23 protein-coding genes are annotated in these 20177 nt (G+C 72.6%); 10 read left to right on the top strand and 13 right to left on the bottom strand.

The genetic code is table 11. The features are described from left to right. Positions 1–18: 18 nt before the first annotated feature. The 3 genes from B9W62_RS34055 to B9W62_RS34045 form a co-directional block, all read right to left on the bottom strand. Entirely contained in the window at positions 19–807 is a 789-nt protein-coding gene (locus tag B9W62_RS34055; protein ID WP_030398801.1) for an electron transfer flavoprotein subunit beta/FixA family protein, read from the bottom strand. Between the two features lie 220 nt (positions 808–1027). Beyond that, the gene (locus B9W62_RS34050; RefSeq protein ID WP_087810763.1) at positions 1028–1537 is read right to left on the bottom strand and encodes a flavin reductase family protein; all 510 of its coding nucleotides are present in this window, start codon (positions 1535–1537) and stop codon (positions 1028–1030) included. A gap of 146 nt (positions 1538–1683) precedes the next feature. Then, positions 1684–2055 carry a TlpA family protein disulfide reductase gene (locus B9W62_RS34045; RefSeq protein WP_373433719.1) on the bottom strand — a complete coding sequence of 124 codons (372 nt, stop codon included), beginning with the start codon at positions 2053–2055 and terminating at the stop codon, positions 1684–1686. Positions 2056–2326: 271 nt separating this feature from the next. On the opposite strand from B9W62_RS34045, the gene B9W62_RS34040 reads away from it, so the two are divergent. Continuing rightward, positions 2327–3055, top strand: a complete 729-nt coding sequence (locus B9W62_RS34040; protein ID WP_052837115.1) for a lysophospholipid acyltransferase family protein — start codon at positions 2327–2329, stop codon at positions 3053–3055. A gap of 10 nt (positions 3056–3065) precedes the next feature. On the opposite strand, the gene B9W62_RS34035 is transcribed toward B9W62_RS34040, so the two are convergent. The 4 genes from B9W62_RS34035 to B9W62_RS34020 all read right to left on the bottom strand — a co-directional run bounded on the left by B9W62_RS34035 (position 3066) and on the right by B9W62_RS34020 (position 7000). Continuing rightward, on the bottom strand, positions 3066–3638 hold the full coding sequence (locus tag B9W62_RS34035; RefSeq protein ID WP_179235804.1) for a transglutaminase domain-containing protein: 573 nt from the start codon (positions 3636–3638) through the stop codon (positions 3066–3068). A gap of 85 nt (positions 3639–3723) precedes the next feature. Then, entirely contained in the window at positions 3724–4794 is a 1071-nt protein-coding gene (locus B9W62_RS34030; RefSeq protein ID WP_087810761.1) for a threonine aldolase family protein, read from the bottom strand. Beyond that, positions 4791–5537: an SDR family NAD(P)-dependent oxidoreductase gene (locus B9W62_RS34025; protein WP_087810760.1), complete on the bottom strand. Its 747-nt coding sequence runs from the start codon at positions 5535–5537 to the stop codon at positions 4791–4793. Before B9W62_RS34025 ends, B9W62_RS34030 begins: the two co-directional genes overlap by 4 nt. A 59-nt stretch (positions 5538–5596) precedes the next feature. Then, positions 5597–7000 carry a DUF6421 family protein gene (locus B9W62_RS34020; RefSeq protein WP_087810759.1) on the bottom strand — a complete coding sequence of 468 codons (1404 nt, stop codon included), beginning with the start codon at positions 6998–7000 and terminating at the stop codon, positions 5597–5599. Between the two features lie 227 nt (positions 7001–7227). Here B9W62_RS34020 and B9W62_RS34015 point away from each other — a divergent pair, with 227 nt between their 5' ends. Continuing rightward, positions 7228–7911 (top strand): glycerophosphodiester phosphodiesterase, encoded by a 684-nt coding sequence (locus tag B9W62_RS34015; protein ID WP_087810758.1) that lies wholly within the window; start codon positions 7228–7230, stop codon positions 7909–7911. 45 nt (positions 7912–7956) lie between these two features. On the opposite strand, the gene B9W62_RS34010 is transcribed toward B9W62_RS34015, so the two are convergent. Continuing rightward, positions 7957–8496, bottom strand: coding sequence for a GNAT family N-acetyltransferase (locus tag B9W62_RS34010; protein ID WP_087810757.1), 540 nt, complete (start codon positions 8494–8496; stop codon positions 7957–7959). 83 nt (positions 8497–8579) lie between these two features. Here B9W62_RS34010 and B9W62_RS34005 point away from each other — a divergent pair, with 83 nt between their 5' ends. Together B9W62_RS34005 and B9W62_RS34000 are read left to right on the top strand one after the other, a co-directional pair. Continuing rightward, positions 8580–8972, top strand: coding sequence for a VOC family protein (locus B9W62_RS34005; protein ID WP_087810756.1), 393 nt, complete (start codon positions 8580–8582; stop codon positions 8970–8972). A gap of 133 nt (positions 8973–9105) precedes the next feature. Then, the gene (locus tag B9W62_RS34000) at positions 9106–9870 is read left to right on the top strand and encodes a VOC family protein (RefSeq protein WP_087810755.1); all 765 of its coding nucleotides are present in this window, start codon (positions 9106–9108) and stop codon (positions 9868–9870) included. Positions 9871–10081: 211 nt separating this feature from the next. Here B9W62_RS34000 and B9W62_RS33995 read toward each other — a convergent pair whose 3' ends face one another. After that, positions 10082–10657 carry a MarR family winged helix-turn-helix transcriptional regulator gene (locus tag B9W62_RS33995; protein WP_087810754.1) on the bottom strand — a complete coding sequence of 192 codons (576 nt, stop codon included), beginning with the start codon at positions 10655–10657 and terminating at the stop codon, positions 10082–10084. Further along, positions 10654–12348 carry an FUSC family protein gene (locus B9W62_RS33990; protein ID WP_087810753.1) on the bottom strand — a complete coding sequence of 565 codons (1695 nt, stop codon included), beginning with the start codon at positions 12346–12348 and terminating at the stop codon, positions 10654–10656. Before B9W62_RS33990 ends, B9W62_RS33995 begins: the two co-directional genes overlap by 4 nt. 237 nt (positions 12349–12585) lie before the next feature. Between B9W62_RS33990 and B9W62_RS33985 the strand changes: the two genes are divergently transcribed. The 5 genes from B9W62_RS33985 to B9W62_RS33965 all read left to right on the top strand — a co-directional run bounded on the left by B9W62_RS33985 (position 12586) and on the right by B9W62_RS33965 (position 16648). After that, entirely contained in the window at positions 12586–13188 is a 603-nt protein-coding gene (locus B9W62_RS33985) for a DUF5134 domain-containing protein (RefSeq protein WP_087810752.1), read from the top strand. Between the two features lie 126 nt (positions 13189–13314). Beyond that, on the top strand, positions 13315–14250 hold the full coding sequence (locus B9W62_RS33980; RefSeq protein ID WP_087810751.1) for a M56 family metallopeptidase: 936 nt from the start codon (positions 13315–13317) through the stop codon (positions 14248–14250). Between the two features lie 58 nt (positions 14251–14308). Further along, a complete protein-coding gene (locus B9W62_RS33975) occupies positions 14309–14980 on the top strand; it encodes a phosphatase PAP2 family protein (protein WP_087810750.1) in 672 nt (223 codons plus the stop codon). A 114-nt stretch (positions 14981–15094) separates the two neighbouring features. Beyond that, entirely contained in the window at positions 15095–15784 is a 690-nt protein-coding gene (locus tag B9W62_RS33970) for an HAD family hydrolase (protein WP_087810749.1), read from the top strand. A 144-nt stretch (positions 15785–15928) separates the two neighbouring features. Further along, complete coding sequence (locus B9W62_RS33965) at positions 15929–16648, top strand: TetR/AcrR family transcriptional regulator (protein ID WP_087810748.1); 720 nt, start codon at positions 15929–15931, stop codon at positions 16646–16648. Here B9W62_RS33965 and B9W62_RS33960 read toward each other — a convergent pair. Next, positions 16636–18138 (bottom strand): LVIVD repeat-containing protein, encoded by a 1503-nt coding sequence (locus B9W62_RS33960; RefSeq protein WP_087810747.1) that lies wholly within the window; start codon positions 18136–18138, stop codon positions 16636–16638. The two genes, B9W62_RS33965 and B9W62_RS33960, sit on opposite strands and share 13 nt — an antisense overlap. 208 nt (positions 18139–18346) lie before the next feature. Here B9W62_RS33960 and B9W62_RS33955 point away from each other — a divergent pair, with 208 nt between their 5' ends. Beyond that, entirely contained in the window at positions 18347–19003 is a 657-nt protein-coding gene (locus tag B9W62_RS33955; protein ID WP_087810746.1) for a DUF305 domain-containing protein, read from the top strand. A gap of 42 nt (positions 19004–19045) precedes the next feature. On the opposite strand, the gene B9W62_RS33950 is transcribed toward B9W62_RS33955, so the two are convergent. Both B9W62_RS33950 and B9W62_RS33945 read right to left on the bottom strand, forming a co-directional pair. Then, the gene (locus tag B9W62_RS33950; protein ID WP_087810745.1) at positions 19046–19501 is read right to left on the bottom strand and encodes a DUF6214 family protein; all 456 of its coding nucleotides are present in this window, start codon (positions 19499–19501) and stop codon (positions 19046–19048) included. A 208-nt stretch (positions 19502–19709) separates the two neighbouring features. Further along, on the bottom strand, positions 19710–20072 hold the full coding sequence (locus B9W62_RS33945; protein ID WP_087810744.1) for an ArsR/SmtB family transcription factor: 363 nt from the start codon (positions 20070–20072) through the stop codon (positions 19710–19712). Positions 20073–20177: the final 105 nt, after the last annotated feature.

The raw sequence follows: 20177 nt of genomic DNA, 5'->3' as shown, positions 1-20177 counted from the left end.
GGTGGGGGCGGCGGGGCCTCAGATGAACTTCTGGCCCGCGAGGAACTCGGCGAGCTGCTTGCCGCCCTCGCCCTCGTCCTTGACGATCGTGCCCGCGGTGCGCGCCGGACGCTCGGCGGCCGACTCCACGACCGTGTAGGCGTTCTCCAGGCCGACCTCGTCCTCGTCGATGTCGAGGTCGGACAGGTCCCAGGACTCCACCGGCTTCTTCTTGGCCGCCATGATGCCCTTGAAGGACGGGTAACGGGCCTCGCCCGACTGGTCGGTGACCGACACGACCGCCGGCAGGGAGGCCTCCAGCTGCTCCGTGGCCGAGTCGCCGTCGCGGCGGCCCTTGACGACGCCGCCCTCGACCGAGACCTCGGACAGCAGCGTCACCTGCGGCACGCCCAGGCGCTCGGCGAGCAGCGCGGGGACGACGCCCATGGTGCCGTCGGTGGAGGCCATGCCGGAGACGACCAGGTCGTAGCCGGCCTTCTCGACCGCCTTGGCCAGCACCAGGGAGGTGCCGATGGCGTCGGTGCCGTGCAGGTCGTCGTCCTCGACGTGGATCGCCTTGTCCGCGCCCATGGACAGCGCCTTGCGCAGCGCGTCCTTGGCGTCCTCGGGGCCCACCGTCAGGACGGTGACCTCGACGTCGTCGTCGGAATTCTCGGAGATCTGCAGCGCCTGCTCGACCGCGTACTCGTCCAGCTCGGAGAGCAGACCGTCCACGTCGTCCCGGTCGACGGTCAGGTCATCGGCGAAGTGCCGGTCGCCAGTGGCGTCGGGCACGTACTTCACAGTGACAACGATCCTCAAGCTCACGCCGGCTCTCCTACTGCGTCGACATTTCAGTGCTGCCTCTTGCAGGCAGCATAGGCGCCCCAAGCGGCCGATCCCGGTCGGGGCGACCTGCGCTCCGCCCGGAATATTACTCGTCAGTACATCCAGTTCTTTCCCGCTAAGCAAGCGCTTTGAACTGTGACCTTCGCAACGCAGCGTAACCGGAACCCGACGCCCGCGCAGAAGGTGTCCCGCCGACCGGTCAGTCCCGCAGACCGCGGTATCGCCCCTGGTGGTACAGGAGCGGCGCGCCGGTTCCCGCGGGGTCGCCGAGGAGCACCTGTGCCAGCACGATCCGGTGGTCCCCCGCGGGCACCCGGCCGGCCACGCGGCACACGAGCCAGGCGAGCACGCCGTCCAGCACGGGCACCCCCTCGGGTCCCTCCCGCCACGCGGTGGGTGCCGCGAAGCGGTCGGCGCCGCTGCGGGCGAAGGTCGCCGCCAGCTCCTCCTGGTGCTCGCCGAGCACATGGACGCCGACGTGCTCCGCCTCGGAGACCGCGGGCCAGCTGGAGGAGCCGGTGCCGATGCCGAAGGAGAGCAGCGGCGGGTCGGCGGAGACGGAGGTGAGGGACGTGGCCGTGAAACCGACCGGACCGCGGGGCCCCCGGGCGGTGATCACGGCGACACCCGCGGCATGCCGCCGGAAAACGGACCGCAGCAGATCGTCGGTGGCGGGCAGCGGTGCGGTGCGGTCGGGTGTGACCGTCATACGGGGTGGTCCTTCTGCGTTGCGCCCCGGTCCCGGGAACGGCGAGCGGGGCATGGGGGCAGGCTGACGACGGATGGCACACACAGTCAATTACGTCCCCGGATGCGGCGGCTGTGGAGAAGGCCTCAGCACTGGCGTGGCGCTTGTCACACCGCCTCACCCAGCGCCGCGATCACGTCCGCCTTGCGCGGCTGCCCGACGGCACGCCGCACGACGCGGCCGTCGGCGTCCAGAACCAGGACCGTGGGGGTCTTGAGCACGCCGAGGGCGCGGACGAGTCGCAGCCGGTCCTCGGCGTCGATCTCGATGTGGACGACGCCGGGGACCATGCCCGCCACCTCTCCCAGCACCCGCCGGGTGGCCCGGCAGGGCGCGCAGAAGGCGCTGGAGAACTGCACGAGCGTGGCGCGGGCACCGAGTTCCGCACCGAGGTCGGCCGCGTCGAGCCGTGGGGCGGGGGCCGCCGCCCGCCTGTCGTCGTCCTGGCCGCGCACCGGCGCGCCCCCTTCCGCCGCCACCGCGGCACTGTCGGGCGCGCGTGCCCCGCGCGCCACCGGTCGGTCCTCCGAAGGTGCAGCGCTCGCACAGCGGCGGAGATTCCCGCCCACCGTCGCATTTCGGCCACACCCGGACCGGCAAGTGATGAGGATCTCGCCGCACACGGGCACCAAGGCTGGTACACCGGCCGTTCTTGGGGCACGATCTGCGACAAGCCCGTAAACCTACGGGTGCGTAACTTTCGACTGGGAGCCCCCTTCCCAGGCTGACAAGGAAGGGTTCGACCCGCCCATGGCAGAACTCGTCTACCGCCCGGTGATCGGTCTCGCCCGCACCCTGTTCAAGGCGTGGGACCTCAAGATCGACTGCCAGGGATCGGAGAACATCCCGCGCTCGGGCGGCGCCGTGCTGGTGAGCAACCACATCAGCTACCTGGACTTCATCTTCGACGGCCTGGCCGCGCTGCCGCAGAAGCGGCTGGTGCGCTTCATGGCGAAGGAATCCGTCTTCCGGCACCGGATCTCCGGTCCGCTGATGCGCGGGATGAAGCACATCCCGGTCGACCGCAAGCAGGGCGAGGCGGCCTACGCGCACGCCCTCGACTCGCTGAAGTCGGGCGAGATCGTCGGCGTCTTCCCGGAAGCGACGATCTCCGAGTCCTTCACCCTGAAGAGCTTCAAGTCGGGAGCCGCGCGGCTCGCGCAGGAGGCGGGCGTCCCCCTGGTCCCCGTAGCCCTGTGGGGCACCCAGCGCCTGTGGACCAAGGGCCACCCGCGCAACTTCAAGCGCAGCCACACCCCCATCACCATCCGGGTCGGCGAGGCCATGGAGGCCTCCCGCGAGCAGTACGCGGGTGCCATCACCCGGCGGCTGCGCGAACGGGTGCAGGAACTGCTGGAGGCCGCGCAGCGCGCCTACCCGGTACGCCCCAAGGGGGCCGACGACACCTGGTGGATGCCGGCCCACCTCGGCGGCACGGCACCCACGCCCGAGCAGCTGCGCACCGCGCAGGCGCACTGAGCCGCGCGCTTCAGAGCGCCGCCGGGAGGGTCCGCCACAGGTGCGGGCGGTCGGTGGCCGCCTTGAGGACGTCCAGCACCACCGGGTGCGGCGCCGCGTACAGCTCCGGGTAGTCCGCCTCGCCCGCCGCGTGGTCCGGCGTGAAGGCCAGTCGCTCCCTGCCCAGGGAGAACCGCGCGTTCACGCCGGGCTTGTTCCCGCGCGGATCCTGCCGGTGCCAGGCACCGTCGAGGCGTACGGCGACCAGGCCGTGCACCACGTCCAACCGCTGGTAGCAGAGCGCGGTCGGGATGTCCTCGGCCCGCAGCAGCGCGGCCAGCGCATGGGCCTTGGCGTAGCAGATGCCGGTGCGCCGCTCCAGGACGTCGGAGGCCCGCCAGGTGACGCGCGGGTCCTCGGAGTCCTGTGAGTGCGGGATGGTGTCGCGCACGAACTCGAAGGCCAGCCGCGCATAGGCATACGAGTCCTCCGCCTCTCTCGCCAACCGGCCGGCCGCGTCCCGCACCTGCGGATGATCGTGGTCGATGGCGTCATCGGCAGCCAGATAGGCGGACAGGTCAGGGGTTTTCTGGATCAGCTCCATGCCCGCAGAGCATAGGAAAGCGATCACCCTCCAGTCAATGACTTTTCAGGTGACCGCATACCTATGCATAGTGTGAGCGGTGGCGTCAGCGCGCCGTCTCCTCCTTGAGGGCGGCCACGAACGCGTCGACGTCGTCCTCGGTGGTGTCGAACGCGCACATCCAGCGCACGTCGCCGGCGGCCTCGTCCCAGAAGTAGAAGCGGAACCGCTTCTGAAGGCGCTCACTCACGTCGTGCGGCAGCCGGGCGAAGACGGCGTTGGCCTGCACCGGGTAGAGGATCTCCACGCCGTGCACGGCGCGCACGCCCTCGGCCAGGCGCTGGGCCATCTCGTTGGAGTGCCGGGCGTTGCGCAGCCACAGGTCCTTGGCCAGCAGCGCCTCCAGCTGCACGGACACGAAGCGCATCTTGGAGGCCAGCTGCATGGACAGCTTGCGCAGGTGCTTCATGTGGCGCACGGCGTCCTGGTTCAGGACGACGACCGCCTCGCCGAACAGCGCGCCGTTCTTGGTGCCGCCTAGGGAGAGGAGGTCGACGCCGACCGCGTTGGTGAACGTGCGCATGGGCACGTCCAGCGAGGCGGCGGCGTTGGCTATCCGGGAGCCGTCCAGGTGCACCTTCATGCCGTGCGCGTGGGCGTGCTCGCAGATGGCGCGGATCTCGTCGGGCGTGTAGAGGGTGCCCAGCTCGGTGCTCTGGGTGATCGACACGACCTGCGGCATCGCCCGGTGCTCGTCGTCCCAGCCGTACGCCTGGCGGTCGATGAGGTCGGGCGTGAGCTTGCCGTCGGGGGTGGGGACGGTGAGCAGCTTGAGGCCGCCCATGCGCTCGGGGGCGCCGCCCTCGTCGACGTTGATGTGCGCGCTCTCGGCGCAGATCACCGCGCCCCAGCGGTCGGTGACCGCCTGGAGCGCGACGACGTTGGCGCCGGTGCCGTTGAAGACCGGGAACGCCTCGGCGCCGGAGCCGAAGTGGCCGCGGATCACCCGCTGGAGGTTGTCGGTGTAGTCGTCCTCGCCGTACGCGACCTGGTGCCCGCCGTTGGCCAGCGCCAGGGCGGCGAGCACCTCCGGGTGGGCCCCGGCGTAGTTGTCACTGGCGAAACCGCGGACCTCGGGGTCGTGATGGCGACGCGCGTCGGTCTTCGGGGGGTTCACGGCTTCTCGGTCAGCCACAGACGGTTTCCGTTCACTTCCGCGGCGGGCTTGTCCCAGACACCGGCGACTGCCTCGGCGAGGTCACGCACGTCCGTGAAGCCCGCGAACTTCGCGTTGGGGCGCTCGGCGCGCATCGCGTCGTGCACCAACGCCTTGACCACCAGGATCGCAGCCGCCGAGGTCGGCCCCTGCTCGCCCCCCGCCTTGCGGAAGTAGTCTGCCATGGCCAGCGTCCAGGCCTCGGCTGCGGCCTTGGCGGCCGAGTAGGCGGCGTTGCCCGCGGTGGGGCTGGACGCTCCGGCAGCGCTGATCAGGAGGTAGCGGCCGCGGTCGCTGCGCTGGAGCGCCTCGTGGAAGGCGAGGGAGGTGTGCTGCACGGTGCGGACGAGCAGCTTCTCCAGGAGGTCCCAGTCGCCGAGTTCGGTCTTGGTGAAGGTCTTGCTGCCGCGCCAGCCGCCCACGAGGTGGATCACGCCGTCGACGTGGCCGAACTCCTGCTCGGTGCGGTCGGCCCAGGCCCGGGTGGAGTCCAGGTCCAGCAGGTCGACGGTCTCGCCGGTGACGGTGGCGCCGCCGTGCGCGTAGCGCGCCGCGTCCACCGCCTCCGCGAGCCGCTCCGGGTCGTTGTCCGCGCCGACGACGGTCGCGCCCGCCTCGGCGAGCCGCAGCAGCGCGGCCCGTCCGGCGGGCCCGCCCGCCCCGGCCACCGCGATCACCGCGCCGTCGAGCGCCCCGTTCCCCATGGTCCTCGCCTCCCGAGCCTGCTGCCGTGCTGCCTGATCCTGCCCGCCGGTGCCGTCGCTCACGCGGCGGCCCGCTCGGCGCCGTCCGCCGCCGCGGTGATACCCCGGGTCGAGGCGATCACCTTCTTGAGCTTCTTGGACAGGGCCTCGTAGAACATGCTCAGCGGAAACTCGTCCGGAAGCACGTCGTCGACGAGTTTGCGCGGCGGCAGGGACAGGTCCAGGGCGTCGGGGCCCTTGGCCCACTTCGAGCCCGGGTGCGGGGCGAGGTAGGTGGAGACCAGCTCGTAGCCGGCGAACCAGTGGACGATCTTCGGGCGGTCGATGCCGTCGCGGTAGAGCTTCTCGATCTCGGCGCACAGCTGGTTGGTGACCTGCGGGGCGCGCTGCCAGTCGATGAAGAGCTTGTTGTCGGTCCAGCGGACGACGTCGTGCTTGTGCAGGTAGGCGAAGAGGAGCTGGCCGCCGAGGCCGTCGTAGTTGCGCACCCGCTCGCCGGTGACCGGGAAGCGGAACATGCGGTCGAAGAGCACCGCGTACTGCACGTCGCGGGCCTGCGGGACGCCGTCGGCCTCCAGCTTCACGGCCTCCTTGAAGGCGGTGAGGTCGCAGCGCAGCTCCTCCAGGCCGTACATCCAGAACGGCTGGCGCTGCTTAATCATGAACGGGTCGAAGGGCAGGTCACCGTGGCTGTGGGTGCGGTCGTGGACCATGTCCCACAGCACGAACGCCTCCTCGCAGCGCTTCTGGTCGTCGACCATCGCGGCGACGTCCTCGGGCAGCTCCAGGCCCAGCAGGCCCACGGCGGCCTCGGTGACGCGGCGGAAGCGGGCGGCCTCGCGGTCGCAGAAGATGCCGCCCCAGGAGAAGCGCTCCGGGGCCTCGCGCACGGCGATGGTCTCCGGGAAGAGGACGGCCGAGTTGGTGTCGTAGCCGGCCGTGAAGTCCTCGAAGGTGATGCCGCAGAACAGCGGGTTGTCGTAGCGGGTGCGCTCCAGTTCGGCCAGCCAGTCGGGCCAGACCATGCGCAGCACGACCGCTTCGAGGTTGCGGTCCGGGTTGCCGTTCTGCGTGTACATCGGGAAGACGACCAGGTGCTGGAGGCCGTCCGCGCGGTTCGCGGCGGGCTGGAAGGCCAGCAGGGAGTCGAGGAAGTCGGGCACCTCGAAGCCGCCGTCCGCCCAGCGGGCGAGGTCGGTCACCAGGGCCTCGTGGTAGGCGCGGTCGTGCGGCAGCAGCGGGGACAGCTCGCGCACGGCCTCGGTCACTACGCGTACGGCGTCCTCGGCGGCGGCCCGGCCGGGGGCGCCCTCGGCGTCGAAGTCGATCGACCCGTCCTTGGACTGCCATGGCCGGATCTGCTCCACGGCATCCTTGAGCACGGGCCACGCCGGGTGCTCCACCACCCTGCTCGCCGGAGGAACGTTCTCCTCCGCACCCACCTGCACAAGAATTTCCGTCATGTCCCATCCTCCACGGGAGAAGCTTGCGTCAGAACACCGTAGTCATACGACGTTTCTCCAATCAAGGGGAGGCTCCGTAAATTATCCTGCCTCACCCCGGCCTTCACCGCATTTTTTCCTGTCGGACGCCGGATTCGTATACCCGGCGCGGCACGGGGGAAACGGTCCGGCAGGGCCCGTTAGGCTGCGCCCTGCCCACGCCGACGTCGACGGAAGCGAGTCGAGCCTTGAACTTCCTCACCATCGGTCACCGCGGAGCGATGGGTGTCGAACCCGAGAACACCCTGCGTTCCTTCGTCGCCGCCGAGCAGGCCGGCCTCGACGTCGTCGAACTGGACCTGCACCTGAGCAAGGACGGCGCGCTCGTGGTCATGCACGACGCGGACGTGGACCGCACCACCGACGGCACCGGTGCGATCGCCGACAAGACCCTCGAGGAGCTGCGGGCGCTGGACGCCGGGCGCGGGGAGCGGGTCCCGGTCTTCGAGGAGGCGCTGGACGCCGTCTCGGTGCCGTTGCAGGCCGAGATCAAGGACGCGGCGGCCGCTCGTGTCCTCGCCGAGGTGATGCTGCGCCGGGACCTGGTCGACCGGGTGGAGGTGATCTCGTTCCACGACGAGGCCATCGTCGAGATCGCCCGGCTCGTGCCGGGGGTGCGGACCGCGCTGGTCGCGCAGTACTACGGCCCCGAGGTCGTGGACCGCGCGGTGGCGGCGGGTGCCCGGACCCTGTGTCTGGACATCAACAGGGTCACGCTGGAGATCGTGCGGAAGGCCCGCAAGGCGGGGCTGCGGGTGTTCTGCTGGACCGTGAACACGCAGGACCACCTGCGGCTGGTGCGCGCCCTGGGCCTGGACGGCGCGACGACCGACTATCCGGAGATCAAGCGCACCGGGCGCTTCACGGCCTGAGCGGCCGGCTCGGCCGCGCAGCCGGCCCGGCCGGACGCCCGCCCGTCACGTCAGCGGTTTGACCAGCAGCTCGAACCGGAGGTCGTCGCGCTGCGGGATACCGAAGCGCTCGTCGCCGTACGGGAAGGGGGTCGTCTCTCCCGTACGGCGGTAGCCGCGGCGCTCGTACCAGGCGATGAGGTCCTCGCGCACCGAGATCACGGTCATGTGCATCTCCGTGACGCCCCACGTCGCGCGGGCCCGCCGCTCCGCCTCCGCGATGATCGCCTTGCCCAGTCCCCCGCCCTGGAGCGCCGGGCTGACGGCGAACATCCCGAAGTAGGCGTGCGCCCCGCGGTGCTCCAGCTGGCAGCAGGCCACGATCCGGCCGTCCCGCTCCACCGTCAGCAGCCGGCTGTCCGGTGCCTTGACGACCTCCAGGACACCCTGCGGGTCGGTGCGCTGCCCCTCGAGGATGTCCGCCTCGGTGGTCCACCCGGCCCGGCTCGCGTCGCCCCGGTACGCGGACTCGATGAGCGCCACCAGCGCGTCCACGTCGGCGTCGGTGGCGTCGCGGTAGGTCAGCGGGCTGTCGGCGGTGTCCATGGGGCGTCTCCGGTTCGTTCTGGGCGCGGCGCGGGCACCGATGAGCGTAACGCCGTGGCAGGGCGCCACTAGGGTCGGGACGCATGGTGCACGTACTCAGCAGCCGGACCCTGCTCCGCCCCACCGACCCCGAGCGCTCCCGCGCCTTCTACGGAGAGCAGCTCGGTCTCGCCGTCCACCGGGAGTTCGGCACGGGTCCCGAGCGGGGCACCGTCTACTTCCTCGGCAACGGCTTCCTGGAGGTCTCCGGGCGCTCGGACGCTCCCCTCACCCCCGGGCTGGCCCTGTGGCTCCAGGTCGAGGACGCGGCGGCCGCCCACGAGGAACTGCGCGCCAGGGGCGTCGAGATCGTGCGGCCGCCAGTCGAGGAGCCGTGGGGGCTGGTCGAGATGTGGATCGCGGACCCGGACGGCACCCGGATCGTGCTGGTGGAGGTGCCCGCGGAGCATCCGCTGCGCTACCGGCCCGGGATCTGAGCCGCGGGGGCGGCAGCGCGACCGGGGCGGTACGTGCCGGATGGCCGCGGCCCGGGTCCGGCCTTAGCGTCTGAAGGGACGGAAGGGGCGGACGGCCCACGGCCCACGGTCCCGGCGGAAGGACGCCACCACGATGAAGCTCCACGAACCGGTCACCGGCGGGCCCTGCTGGGCGGAGCTGGGGACCACCGACCTGGAAACGGCGAAGCGGTTCTACACCAAGCTGTTCGGCTGGTGGCCCGAGACGGACCCGCGGCAGCAGGCGGGCGGCTACACGATCGCCAGGATCGACGGCGCGGCGGTCGCCGCCCTGACGCCGCTGTACCAGCAGGGTCAGCCGGTCGCCTGGAACGTGTCGTTCGCCGTGCGCGACGTCGACGCGGCCCTACGGCAGGTGACGGCGGCCGGCGGAGCGGCCCTCCAGGGGCCCGCCGACGTCTTCGACGCGGGCCGGTTCGCGGTGGCCGCCGATCCGACCGGGGCGGTGTTCCAGTTGTGGCAGGGGCGCTCGTTCCCCGGTGCGGGGCTGTTCAACGCGCCCGGCTCGCTGGGCTGGGTGGAACTGCTGACCCGGGAGCCCGACCGGGCCGCCGACTTCTACACGACGGTGTTCGGCTGGAGCGTCGGCGCCTCGGACCGCTACCCGCAGTGGGGGATCGACGGGGCGGACTTCGGCGGCATGGTGACGATGGACGAGAAGTTCCCGCACGAGGTGCCGGCGCACTGGCTGCCGTACTTCGCGGTGGCGGACGTGAACACCGTCGCGGTCGACACGACCGACGGCGGCGGCACCGTGCTCATGGAGCCGACCTCCGTGCCCGACGGGCCGCGCATCGCGGTGCTGCGGGACCCGCAGGGCGCGATGTTCGGCGTGTACCGGGCGGGCGACGAACGCTGACGCACCACGGGCCCGGCAGGCGGCCCGCCGCCCCGGCAACCCGTCGCGCGGCGCCCCGGCCCGTCCTGTTCCCGGAGCCCGCCCGCGCCGGGCAGGGCGTACCGGGCAGGAGCCGCCTGGTACGCCGAGCGCGGACGGCAGGCGGCAGGCGGCAGGCGGCAGGCGGCAGACGGCAGACGAGCCTCGACCCGCCCGCCGCCCCACCGGCGCCTCAGGCCCGCAGAGCGTCCAGGCGGCCCTCCAGCTGGCCCAGCAGCCCGCCGAGCAGCACCGCCAGCTCGCCCTGCCGGGGCACGTCCACGCCGGACAGGACGGCCGACTCGTAGGCGAGCTGCTCAGGCAGGATGCCGTCGACCAGGTCGCGTCCGGCGTCCGTCAGGCGGACGTGGGCGACCCGGCGGTCGCGGGTGTCGCCGCGCCGCTCGACCAGGCCGCGCTCGGTGAGCTGCTTGAGCCGCTTGGTCACGGCCGCGCCGGAGGAGAAGGTTTCCCGGGCCAGCTCACCGGGGGTCAGCTCGTGCCCGGTGCGGCGCAGCGCGCCGAGCAGGTCGAACTCGGCCCGGCTGAGGCCCGCCCGGCGCAGCGGGGCGTCCTCGGCCTGCTGGAGGAGGGCGGCACAGCGGTTGATGCGGCCGATGATCTCCATCGGCCCGGTGTCGAGGTCCGGATGGACGGCACGCCACTGTCGTACGACCGCGGCCACGGTGTCGCCGCCCGGCCCCGTCCCTCCGGCGCCGGAACCGGCACCGGCTCCCCCGTCGTTCGCTCCCCCCTCGGTTGCGGTCATGGCCGTACGTCCTCCGTTCTCGTGCCCGCGTCCCGGTCCGGACGCACTGCCTGGCGTCGCACCGCCTCGGCGAGCGTACGGTGTCCGGACCGCTCGGCGAGCACGACCCTCTCCTGGGGCAGTGCGCGCCCCCACCATTCGCCGGCCGCCCCGTCGGCGGTGGCCCTCAGGTCGGTCAGCGCGGCGGCCAGACCCCGGCGGGCGGCCTCCAGGGCGCCGGGGGCGGGAGCGGGCTCGGCGAGGAGGCGCGCGGCGCGCTCCCGGGCGCGGTCGGCCGCGGTCACCGCCCCTTCGACGCTGCTCCCGGCGCGCCGGTTGGTGACGACGACGGCGGCGAGGAAGCCGACCAGGGCGCCGACGACGGTGTCCACGGCCCGCTCGGTCATCAGGTCGCCGGTGGCCTGGTAGCCGGCGAACTCGGTGACCAGCAGGGCCATCGGGGTGACGCAGACGCTGCCGAGCCAGTAGTTGCGGGTGATGAGGGCCTCGGCGCCGAAGTTGAGGGCGAGGCAGCACAGGACGAGCAGCGCCTGTCCGAGGTGCGCGAGCGGGGCGATGGCGGCGAACAGCAGCACTCCCGCGAGGTTGCCGACCACGCGCTGCACGGCCCGGCTCCAGGTCAGGGTCAGGTTGGCCTGGTAGAGCGCGGCGGCGGTGACCAGAGCCCAGTAGGGGCGGCCGATGCCCAGGGCCAGGGAGGCGTATCCGGCCAGCGCGCAGCCGAGGGCGGTGCGGGCGGCGAGGGGGGCCAGGGGACCGAGCCGCCGCCACAGCGGCGCGGGGCGGGCGGCGAGTTCGGCTTCCACGCCGAGGAGTTCGTCGGTGTCCGCGGGGGCGTCGCCGGTGCGGGGGATGCGGCCGGCACCGCGCAGGGCGTGGGCCCAGGCACGCAGTCGCTCCGGGTCGGTGTCGGCGGGGGCGGCGAGCGCGACCTCGGCACGGACGACGAGGCGTTCCAGGGCGTGCCGGGTGGCGGCGCGGACGCCGGTGGACGGCAGGGCCAGCAGCGTCTGCCAGGCGCCCTGTACGGCGGCGTACCCGGCGGCGCGCGCGGGGGCGTGGTCCTCGTCCGCGCCGGTGCCGTGGGCGGCGGCGTACGCGGCGGCGGCGTTCAGTGCCTGGGCGGTGGCCCGGCGTTCCGGGCCGTGCGGGCGGACCGGGGCGGGCGCCATGCCGACCAGCCAGGCCCAGACGCCCGCGGCGGCGGCCAGCGCCAGGTGGCCGGGGATCTGCCCGAGGGTCTGCGGGACGAAGAGGGCGGCCGAGCTGATGAAGGTCAGGACCACGTTGCCCGGCGGGCCGACCCGGGTGGCGTCGCACAGGGCCTTCTGCACGGCGGCCAGCAGCGCGCCGACGGTGACGAGGACGACGGCGTCGCGGGTGAGCGAGGCGGTGACCAGGGCGACGGCGAGGCCGCCGATCATGCCGAGCACCACCCACGCCAGGGTGCGGGCGCGGGCGGCGTAGGGGCGGTTGTGGGCGTAGAGCGCGCACAGGGACCCGGCCATCGTGTACATCGCCAGGTCGAGCCGGCCGAGCGCCAGCAGGAGCAGGTTGGGCGGGGCCACGGCGGCGACCGAACTGAGGGCGGGCTTGAACCAGATCTCCGAGGGCCGTCGCAGGCGCAGCACGCCGGCCAGGGAGAGTCGTCGGGCCGGTGAGGTGCCGGAGGTGGGGGTCGCACTGCTCATGGGATTTACCTTAACAAGTGTTTTACCCGTGAATCAAATATCGGATGCACTCCCGTCACCGTCCCCGTCACCGTTCCCGTCACCGTCGGCCGGCACCGGCACCGGCCGACGGCGATCCTCGGCGGCGAGGGGCGCGCGCTCCCCCGGATGCCCCCGCGTACCCCCTTGCGCTCGCGTGCGCGCCGCATGGCCCGGGCAGTCCTTGACAGACCGTGGACCGCCGAACGGGAGGTGCGTGTGCACGAATCGGCGTCACCCGGATGGCTGCTGGTCGCGCTGTGCGCGGCGACCGGCGCCTACTGCCTGCTGCGGCTGCGCAGCAGCGTCGAGGAGCAGCGCCGCGCCGCGGGCGGCGAGGCCCTCATGGGGTTCGGCATGGCCGCCATGGCCGTGCCCGCCGCGGCGTTCACCCCGCCGACCTGGGTCTGGTCCGCGTACGCGGTGGTGTTCGGGGCCGCCGGGCTGCGGGCGTTCTGGGCGGCCCGGTCGGGGCGCCACCACCTGCACCACCTCGTGGGGGCCGCGGCGATGGTCTACATGGCGGTGGTGATGGCCGGCTCCCCCGCCCACGCGCACGGGCACGGCGCGTCCGGCGCACCGCTGCTGACCGGGGCGCTGCTGCTGTACTTCACGGGATACGTGCTGTTGACCGGCGTACGTCTGATACCCGTGGTGACGGTGGCCGGCGGCGGTCCGGGGGCGCCACCCGTGCCCGCACCGGGCGGCGGCGCGGTGACCGGCGGCCCTGCGGCGGCCGGGTGGGGCGACCGGCCGGAGCTGGCGCGGGCCTGCCGGCTCTCGATGGCGATCGGGATGCTGGCCATGCTGCTGCCCCTGTGACACCCGCGGCCGGGGGCGGCACGCCCTGACTCGCGCTGCCCAAGGCCCGCCGTGCGCAATCGTTGCCTGCGTCACTTTGCGTCTCGGGCCGTACTGCCGACGACGCGGCGCTCATAGGCTGCCCCCATGATTCTCCCCGCGGCACTGCTGCTGCTCGGCGCGCTGACCGCCGTGCTCGCCCCCAGGCTGCTCGCCCGGGCCGACTGGCCGGACCGCGAACCGGTGGTCGCCCTGTGGGTCTGGCAGTGCGCGGTGGCGGCGGTGCTCGTGTGCTGCGCGCTGTCGATGACGTTGAGCGCGGCGGCGGCCTGGCACGCGGTGGGCGGGCCCGTCTTCGCGGCCGCTCCCGGCCCGGTGGTCGAGGCCTACGCCCTGGGCACCTCCGGCCTCTGGGCGGACACCACCGCCGTCACGCTGGCCTGCGGCGGGCTGTGGAGCGCCGCGATGCTCGCCCGGGAGGTCGTACGGGCCCGCTCCCGGCGCCGGCTGCGCCGGGCGGAGCTGCGGCACCGCGCTCCGCTGCTGCCCGGCGAGGAGCCCGGCCCGGGGCCGCTCGTCGTCCTGGAGGGCGAACGGCCGGACGCCTGGTGGCTGCCCGGCACTCCCCCTCAGCTGGTGGTCACCACCGCTGCGCTGCGCCGCCTCAAGGGCCGGCAGCTGGACGCGGTGCTCGCCCACGAGAAGGGGCACGCGCGGGCGCGGCACGACTGGCTGCTGCACTGCTCCGCCGCGCTGGCGGACGGGTTTCCGCGGGTCCCGGTGTTCGCCGCGTTCCGCGACGAGATGCACCGCCTGGTCGAACTCGCCGCCGACGACGTGGCCTCCCGCAGCTTCGGCCGGCTGACGACCGCCCTGGCCCTGGTCGAACTCAACGAGGACCGCGGGGTCTTCGGCCCGTGCCCGACCGCGCGTGCCGGCGTCCCGCAGCGGGTCCACCGGCTGCTCACCCCGCCGAACCGCCTTACGGCGGCCCGGAGGCTGCGGCTGACGGCCGCGGCCGCCCTGGTACCGGTCGTCCCGGTCCTGCTGGCGTTCGCGCCGGGGCTGCGGGCGTTGGGCTAGCGCGGCCTCCCCGCCACGGCAGTGGCCCCGAAGGCACCGGTTCGGCGAGGATCGCAGCATGCAGACGCCGCCGGTCGACTCGCCGCCCGCCCCGCCGCAGCCACGCACCGCCCTCCGCGTCACCTGGGTGCTGACCGTGTGCTCCGTACTCCTGCTCACCCTGGTGGCCGTCGAATGGCGCCCGTTGGTGCGGTTCGACGAGGACATCGCCGACACGACGCACCGATGGGCCGTCGAACAGGGCGGCGTCACCCAGGCCATGCGGATCCTCACCGACTGGGTGTGGGACACCTGGACGATGCGCCTGCTGTGCGCGGTGGTGGTGCTGTGGCTGTGGTGGCGCCGTGCGGACCGGTGGACGGCCGTGTGGCTGGGCGCGACCTGTCTGCTGGGCAGTCTTCTGCAACAGGCCCTCAAGGCGGCGGTGGACCGTCCCCGCCCGGTCTGGCCCGATCCCGTGGACTCCGCGCACTACGCGGCCTTCCCCTCGGGGCACGCGATGACCGCGACGTTCGTGTGCGGCCTGCTGGTGTGGCTGCTCCACCACTACGGCGCCGGGCGCGACCTGCGCCGTACCGGCCTGGCCGTCGCCGTGGTCTCCGTCTTGGGGGTCGGCGTGACCCGGGTGTGGCTCGGTGTCCACTGGGCCACGGACGTCCTCGGCGGCTGGCTCCTGGGCGCCCTGGTCGTGGCGCTCGCGGTGCTGGTGCACCGGCGCCGGCATCCGTGAGCGGCGCGGCGTTCGCCGGGCCGGATCACCGCGCACTCCGCGCCGGCCCCGGACGTCGCCCCGGCGGCCGTCGCCGCCGCCGCTCTGTCGTGGCCGCCCCCTAGGATCCGGGCCATGACCGCCGTTTTGTTCGACTTCTCCGGAACCCTGTTCCGTATCGAATCCACCGAAGCCTGGCTGCGCGCGGCGCTCGACGGCGCCGGAGTGGAGCTTGCCGCACCGGAGTTGGCCCGGACGGCCGAGGCCCTCCAGCGGGCGGGAGCGCTGCCCGGCGGCGCACCGCCGGTGCGGGTGCCGGAGGAACTCGCCGAGGTGTGGGAGGTCCGCGACGACAGCTCCGCGCTGCACCGGGCCGCCTACACGGGGCTGTCCCGGCAGGTGCCGCTGCCTCGCCCCGACCTGTACGACGCGCTGTACGAGCGGCACATGGCGCCGGACGCGTGGAGCGCCTACGCCGACGCCGCCGAGGTGCTGGACGCGTTGCGCGGGCGCGGAATCGCCGTGGGGGTGGTCAGCAACATCGGCTGGGACCTGCGTCCGGTGTTCCGCGCGCACGGCCTCGACCGGTACGTGGACACGTACGTCCTGTCGTACGAGCACGGGATCCGCAAGCCCGACCCCCGGCTGTTCCGCGTCGCCTGCGCGGCGCTGGGCGTGGAGCCGGGGCGGACGCTGATGGTCGGCGACGACCGGAGGGCGGACGGCGGCGCGGCGGCGCTCGGGTGCGGGGTGCACTTCGTCGACCACCTGCCGGTGGCCGAGCGCCCGGCCGGGCTGCGGCCGGTGCTGGACCTGGTCACGTAGCCCGAGGCAACCACCGGGTGGTCCCGCCCGCCTCGGACGATCCCCCGTGTCGCCCGAGGCAGACAGTAGCCGGAACGGTCCCGCAGGGCCGTCCGTCTGCGCCGAGTATAGTTGGCTGGTAGCCAGTCAACGCAGGAGTACAGCATGTCCCCGCGCAGCGCCTCGGTCAATGAAGAATTGCGGCGGCGCTCGAAGGAGCGTCTTTTGCAGGCCGCCGTGGAGCTGGTGGGCGAGCGCGGGTACGAGGCGACCACGCTGGGCGACATCGCGGACCGGGCGGGCTCGGCCCGGGGGCTGGTCTCCTACTACTTCCCCGGCAAGCGCCAGTTGGTGCAGTCCGCCGTGCACCGGTTGATGCACCGCACCCTGGAGGAGGCCCTGGAGCGCGAGCCGCACACCGGCGACGGGCGTGAGCGGCTGGCGCGGGCCGTCGACGCGATCCTGGGGCTCGCCCGGGACCGGCCGGTGCTCATGCGCCAGCACATGGCGGGGCTGCTCCAGGCGGAGGTCGGCTTCGTGCCGTGCCCGGAGCAGCGGCGGCTGGCGGAGCTGCTGAGGGACACGGTGGCCCGGCACGGCTCGCGGGACGTCGACCGCGACTACCCGATGCTGCGCGCGCAGCTGATGGGCGCCGTCTTCGCGGCTCTCGTACCCGGGGTGCCGATGCCGGTGCCGGAGCTGCGCGCCGAGTTGTTCGAGCGCTACCGGCTGGACTGGAAGCTGGGTGTCCCGCCGGACGCCGAAGCGCCCGGCGGGACGACGTGCGACCCGGACCTGTCACGGTTCTTCGCGACCGGTGTACTCGATCGGCCGGAACGGACGAAGCGGCAGGACCGGACGGACCCGACCGCTCAGTCGAAGTAGTCCGGCTGCGTCTGCGTGTTGAGCTCCCGCAGGTGGACCCGCTTGGCCGGGTCGGTGCGCCGGTCGCTGAGCTTGAGGACGTCGAAGCCCTTGGCGATGTCGTTCGAGTAGATGTAGCCGTTGTAGTAGTACGCCGACCACGAACCGCCGGTGGTCATCGAGTCGGTGGTCAGCGGACCCCGCTCGAAGTAGGCGATCTCCCTGGGCCGCGAGGAGTCGGTGAACTCCCAGACGGAAATGCCGCCCTGGTACCAGGCCTGGACCATGATGTCCTTGCCCTTGACCGGGATCAGCGAGCCGTTGTGGGCCACGCAGTTCTCGGTGTCCGCCTGGTGGCGCGGGATCTTGAAGTAGCTGCGGAAGACCAGCTTGCGGTGGTCACCGCGGCCGACGATGTCGTAGATGCCGTCGGCGCCGCGGTTCGGGCCGATCTCCGCGTTGCAGGTGGCGGCGCCGCCGCCGCCCAGCTCGTCGGTGAACACGACCTTGTCCGCGCGCTGGTTGAAGGTCGCCGAGTGCCAGAACGCGAAGTTCACGTTGTCCTGGACGCGGTCGATGACCTTCGGGCGCTCGGGGTCCTTGATGGAGAACAGGATGCCGTCGCCCATGCAGGCGCCCGCCGCGAGGTCCTCGGAGGGCAGGACGGTGATGTCGTGGCAGCCGGTGGTCTTGGAGACGCCCGGGTTGGTGGGTCCGCCCGGGTTGCCGCCGCCGTCGGGGCCCTCACCGGGGAACAGCACCGGGAAGCCCACGAGGGCCGCCCGCTCGGGTGCCTTGCGCGGCACCTTGATCACGGAGATGCCGTCGTGCGGCGGCTTGCAGTCGGGGTAGGCGGCGTTCGGCGAGTAGGAGGAGACGTAGATGTAGACGTTCTTCCGCTCGGGCACCAGCGTGTGGGTGTGCGAGCCGCAGGCGGTCTCGACGGCGGCGACGTACTTCGGGTTCCGCTTGTCGCTGATGTCGAAGACCTTCATGCCCTCCCAGGAGGACTTCTCGGTCGCGGGCTGCGTGGTGCTGTTGCAACTGCTGTCGCTGCGCGAGGAGTCGGTCGACAGGAACAGCAGGTCCCCGGAGACGGAGATGTCGTTCTGGGAGCCGGGACACAGCACCTGGGCGACGGTCTTCGGCTTCTTCGGGTTCTTGATGTCGAAGATGCGGAAGCCGTCGTAGTTCCCGGCGAAGGCGTACCGGCCCTGGAAGGCCAGGTCCGAGTTGGTGCCGGGCAGTGCGTCCTTGGGGATGTTGGTGAGGTGCTCGATGTTGTCCGAGTGGACGATCTCGTCCTGGCCGGGTATCTCGCCGCTCTCGATGGCGTCGCGCACCTCGGCGCGCGCGCTCTTGGACACCTCCTTCGACGTGGCCGGAGCGTCCCCGGGGTCGGGGGTCGCGACGGCAGGGCCGGCGGTGAGCAGCGCGGACAGGAGTCCGGCGGCGGCAGCCGCGACTCCCAGGCGTCTGCGCCGCGCTCGCGGGTCGTTCAACAGGGTCACTGTTTCCTCCCAACGTCCGTTCCCGTCGGAACGGTTCACGCATCCCGCAGTATCGTCTTCGCCATGCACATCTCAACAGGGGGCAACAAACTCGCAATGAAGTTTTTTGATCAGTGACGCGCGGAAGCGTGCTAGGACGGTCATCGCACCCACAAGGTGCTCCGCCTCCCTCCACCCAGAGGGGCACCCGCAGCCACAGGAGGTCGTTGTGTCCTTTCGCCCCGCGATGTCCAGCGCGTCACTCGTCACGGCCTCGCTGACCGCACTGGCCGTGCTCGGGCTGGGGGCCTGCGACTCGGGATCGGACACCGGTGCGGCGGCCGCCGCCGGACCCTCGGTGATCGCGCCGGGCAAGCCGGGCGAGGGCAACCGGACCCTGTCCGCCGAGGACGCCGAGAAGCAGCGCGCCGACGACGACTCCCCCAACTCGGCGGACGTCTCCTACGCGCGGATGATGATCCAGCACCACGCCCAGGCACTGAAGATGACCGAACTGGCGCCGAAGCAGGCCGAGTCCGGCCGGATCAAGAAGCTGGCGGAACGCATCTCGGCCGCGCAGGGACCGGAGATCAAGGCGATGGAGGGCTGGCTCGAGACCCACGGCGAGAAGGTGACGGGCGGCGGGCACGATCACGCCGCGATGCCGGGCATGGCGACCGAGGCACAGCTGAAGAAGCTGCGCGCGGCCGAGGGCAAGGCCTTCGACCAGCTCTTCCTCACCCTGATGATCACTCACCACGAGGGCGCGATCAGCATGGCCACGGACGTGAAGTCCGAGGGCAACAACGTACTGATCGAGGAGATGGCCGACGACGTGGTCGCCCAGCAGACGAGCGAGATCTCCCGGATGCGCGCGATGCTGTGACGACGCGGCGCTCCGGCGGCGGGAGGCGCCCTCGGCCGCGTCTCAGCGGCGTGCGCGGCGCGGCGCCAGGAAGCCCTCGTCGCGGGCCTGGCCGATCAGCCTGAGCGACCTGCGCCTGCTGTGCCCGGTGGCGCGCATCACCGCGAGGACCGGATCGCCGCCCTCGTCCCGGGCCGTCCGGTACTCCTGGGCGACGAGCCTGCGCCCCTCCCGTCCGCGCGGCCACGCGGGCCGGGCCCGCCGCGACGCGGCCGGCGCGCCACGGGCGGGGGCCGGGACGCAGGCCTCGAAGAGGGGGTGCTCCAGCCACTCGGCGAGCACGGCCAGGTCGTCGAGGGACAGCGGCGGCTGGGCCCGCACGTCCTCGACGCGCACGTCCGCACCGGACAGCACGGCGAGCGCGTCCACCCGGGCGCCGTCGGGAAAGGCCAGCCGGACGTCGAACCACGAGGTCGTGGTGGAGCCCTCGCTCACCGCCCAGGCGTGCCGCACGGACATCTCACCGTCGTCCGGACAGCGGTCGGAAAGCTGAAGAGAACGATCAACGAAGGATGCTTCGAGCACATACGCAACGTAACCGAATGATCACATTCCATACGAACGGAACACGCTTCGTTCACCGAGGGCGGCACCCTGTCAGCGGAGCGGACCGCGCGGAGACGCGGCGGGGCAGAGCGGTGGCGGCAGCGGCCTCCCGCCCCGGCGGTCAGTGGCTCCCGACGGCGGCGGCCTGCCGGGCGGCCGCGGCCAGCAGGGCGTCGAGCAGCCCGGGGAAGAGGGCGTCCAGGTCGTCCCGGCGCAGGCCGTTCATCTTCGCCGTGCCCCGGTACGTCTGCCGGACCACCCCGCTCTCGCGCAGCACTCGGAAGTGGTGCGTGGTGGTGGACTTGGTGACCGGCAGGTCGAAGTGGGAGCAGGAGAAGAGCGCGCCGCTGTCGGCGGCGAGGTCCCGCACGATCCGCAGCCGCACCGGATCGGAGAGCGCGTGCAGCACCCCCTCCAGCCGGATCTCCGCCCGCGTCGGGTGCGGCAACTCGCGTGGAGGGGCGGCGGTGGCAGCGGGGGGCACGGCGGCTCCAGTTCGTCCAGGGGCCCCACCGGTCGGGAGGCGGTTCCCCATTGTACGAGAACTGTCGTAGTTTGACACCCGACGTACTACGAGAGCTATCGTACG

The organism is Streptomyces sp. CS113 (assembly GCF_002188365.1).
In the GTDB taxonomy this organism is placed as follows: Bacteria; Actinomycetota; Actinomycetes; order Streptomycetales; family Streptomycetaceae; genus Streptomyces; species Streptomyces tendae.
Note: the sequence above shows the minus strand (reverse complement) of the source record. Positions and strands in the feature narration are given on the sequence as shown.

What these genes read in the sequence shown, in the direction of transcription:
- B9W62_RS34050 (WP_087810763.1), bottom strand. Translation starts at nt 1,537, where the DNA reads ATGACGGTCACACCCGACCGCACCGCACCGCTGCCCGCCACCGACGAT.
- B9W62_RS34040 (WP_052837115.1), top strand. Translation starts at nt 2,327, where the DNA reads ATGGCAGAACTCGTCTACCGCCCGGTGATCGGTCTCGCCCGCACCCTG.
- B9W62_RS34035 (WP_179235804.1), bottom strand. Translation starts at nt 3,638, where the DNA reads ATGGAGCTGATCCAGAAAACCCCTGACCTGTCCGCCTATCTGGCTGCC.
- B9W62_RS34025 (WP_087810760.1), bottom strand. Translation starts at nt 5,537, where the DNA reads ATGGGGAACGGGGCGCTCGACGGCGCGGTGATCGCGGTGGCCGGGGCG.
- B9W62_RS34020 (WP_087810759.1), bottom strand. Translation starts at nt 7,000, where the DNA reads ATGACGGAAATTCTTGTGCAGGTGGGTGCGGAGGAGAACGTTCCTCCG.
- B9W62_RS34010 (WP_087810757.1), bottom strand. Translation starts at nt 8,496, where the DNA reads ATGGACACCGCCGACAGCCCGCTGACCTACCGCGACGCCACCGACGCC.
- B9W62_RS34005 (WP_087810756.1), top strand. Translation starts at nt 8,580, where the DNA reads ATGGTGCACGTACTCAGCAGCCGGACCCTGCTCCGCCCCACCGACCCC.
- B9W62_RS34000 (WP_087810755.1), top strand. Translation starts at nt 9,106, where the DNA reads ATGAAGCTCCACGAACCGGTCACCGGCGGGCCCTGCTGGGCGGAGCTG.
- B9W62_RS33995 (WP_087810754.1), bottom strand. Translation starts at nt 10,657, where the DNA reads ATGACCGCAACCGAGGGGGGAGCGAACGACGGGGGAGCCGGTGCCGGT.
- B9W62_RS33990 (WP_087810753.1), bottom strand. Translation starts at nt 12,348, where the DNA reads ATGAGCAGTGCGACCCCCACCTCCGGCACCTCACCGGCCCGACGACTC.
- B9W62_RS33980 (WP_087810751.1), top strand. Translation starts at nt 13,315, where the DNA reads ATGATTCTCCCCGCGGCACTGCTGCTGCTCGGCGCGCTGACCGCCGTG.
- B9W62_RS33975 (WP_087810750.1), top strand. Translation starts at nt 14,309, where the DNA reads ATGCAGACGCCGCCGGTCGACTCGCCGCCCGCCCCGCCGCAGCCACGC.
- B9W62_RS33970 (WP_087810749.1), top strand. Translation starts at nt 15,095, where the DNA reads ATGACCGCCGTTTTGTTCGACTTCTCCGGAACCCTGTTCCGTATCGAA.
- B9W62_RS33965 (WP_087810748.1), top strand. Translation starts at nt 15,929, where the DNA reads ATGTCCCCGCGCAGCGCCTCGGTCAATGAAGAATTGCGGCGGCGCTCG.
- B9W62_RS33950 (WP_087810745.1), bottom strand. Translation starts at nt 19,501, where the DNA reads ATGTCCGTGCGGCACGCCTGGGCGGTGAGCGAGGGCTCCACCACGACC.